The organism is Occallatibacter sp., from assembly GCF_049802275.1.
In the GTDB taxonomy this organism is placed as follows: domain Bacteria; phylum Acidobacteriota; class Terriglobia; order Terriglobales; family Acidobacteriaceae; genus Telmatobacter.
The window spans coordinates 1-1,865 of sequence record NZ_JBARMD010000568.1 but is presented as its reverse complement, the minus strand read 5'-3'; the positions used below and the strand labels follow the sequence as shown (position 1 = coordinate 1,865).

General features: G+C 52.8%; 1 protein-coding gene. It reads right to left on the bottom strand.

Annotated features, from left to right (window positions below):
- Window positions 1–1,845 (bottom strand): putative bifunctional diguanylate cyclase/phosphodiesterase (locus tag WA354_RS19515; protein ID WP_472814692.1); only part of this gene is annotated, 1,845 nt, incomplete at its 3' end.
- Between the last annotated feature and the right edge of the window lie 20 nt (window positions 1,846–1,865).

Below are 1,865 nucleotides of genomic sequence, written 5' to 3'. Positions count from 1 at the left end.
CACGGACTCTGTGACCTCAAGTTCCAAACGGTGCGCACCCAACCCGCTCTCTTCCAATGCGGAACGCACAAGTTTCACAAGGTTATAATGACGGAACTGAATTGGGGATAGATTTACGGCCACGTTGATTTCAGGCGGCAGATTGGTAGCAACTCTGCAAGCTTCTCTCAATATCCACTCGCCAATCGGAATAATCATTCCACATTCTTCCGCTATTTGGATAAACTCTGCAGGGGAGACCAGTCCGCGCTGCGGATGTCGCCATCGCGCGAGGGCTTCAAACCCCTCGGTTTCGAGACTCGACGCTCCGACCAAAGGTTGAAAGTTCAAGAAAAACTCGCCGCGCTCCAAGGCTCCCCGGAGATCGGCAGCAAGCGCTCGGCGGGCTTCTATTCGAGCATCCATTTCTGCCTCGTAGAAGCAATAGGCGTCGCCTCCGCCATGCTTCACACGATAAAGCGCGAGATCTGCTAGGCGCATAATTTCCCCGGGACCCGCCTCGCCCGCGATTGCAATGCCTATGCTACAACCTATGTGAGCGGTGAATTCTCCAATTTGAAAGGGTTGGCTCAGCAATGCGACGATCTTCGCGGCGAGAATCGCTACATTCCTCGAAGTGGCAGTAGTTGGGAAGCTCTGGAGCACTGCAAATTCGTCGCCGGCCATTCGAGCGACAAGCGCCGTCGAACCAAGCAGCGTTTTCAACCGGGTCGCGACCATCTCCAGCAGAGCGTCCCCTGCTGAGTGTCCATAAGTGTCATTGACGCTCTTGAAGTGGTCGAGGTCGAGACAGAAGACAGCGAAGTCGTGGCCTATTTCGAAGGAGTGCCTGGCCTTTGCCAGTTGCTCCAGAAAGCGGGCCCTGTTCGGCAGTCCTGTCAATGGGTCATGCATGGCGAGGTAGGATAGTTGTTCTTCTGAGCGCTTCTTGACAGTCACATCCGACCCGACCCCACGGTAACCGCTGAATTCTCCGGTCGAGCCAAATATTGGCTTACCACTGATCGACCACCACCTCTGCTCACCCTCGATCCATTTCGGCAGCAGCTGGTTCGCGAACGCTTTCCGATCGATGATCTGAGTCCAAAGTACCTCACACGGATCGCCTTGATCCGACCCACGCGGAAACAGCTGGCTCAGCGGCAAATTTTGCAACGGAGTAGTAGCTTTGCCTGCTACCTCGATCAATCTGGGAGAGACATGTTGTAGCATCAAAAGGTCATTGGTCTCCCAGAGCCAATCGCTAGCTCCCTCCTCGAAATCATTCAAAAGTAGATTGGTTAGTTCCTGTTGTCTTTCGAGCGCCCCTTGTGCCATCACCCAATTTGTGACAAGGCGGCTCAGACGATTTACTGTAATCAGGAGGAATGCAGCGTAAAAAATTAGTAACACTGAAACGTATATGTAATACGAGTCTTTTGTTGCGTACAGGGCAGCGAAGGAGCAAAAGACAATCGGTCCAGAAAATTGGATCGCAACTTTGGGCATTACCGCCAGGCTCATCCCTGTAGCAATTAGACCCGCACAGCTTGCGGCGATCAACAATCGTTCATGTGGATTACCACCAACAAATAGCATCCAAGGGACGGATCCCAGTGTCCATCCGTGCAGCTGAGCGACGGCGAGGACTTTAAGAAATTCCGACCCAGAGATGGATGCGGGTTTGGGCTGAGTCCGCCACTTGTAGCAGCGCCAAAGCGAGATGGTAGACAAAACAACAAGAGAGAGTTGCAGAATCGTAAGATACAGACGTAAGTCTGGTTTCCAAAAGAGCAAGATGATAACTTCGACAACGCTGAACGAAGTTGCGATGGTGTAAGGGACGAGCCGAAGCGATACGTCCATCTGCTCGACCTCAACTCGAG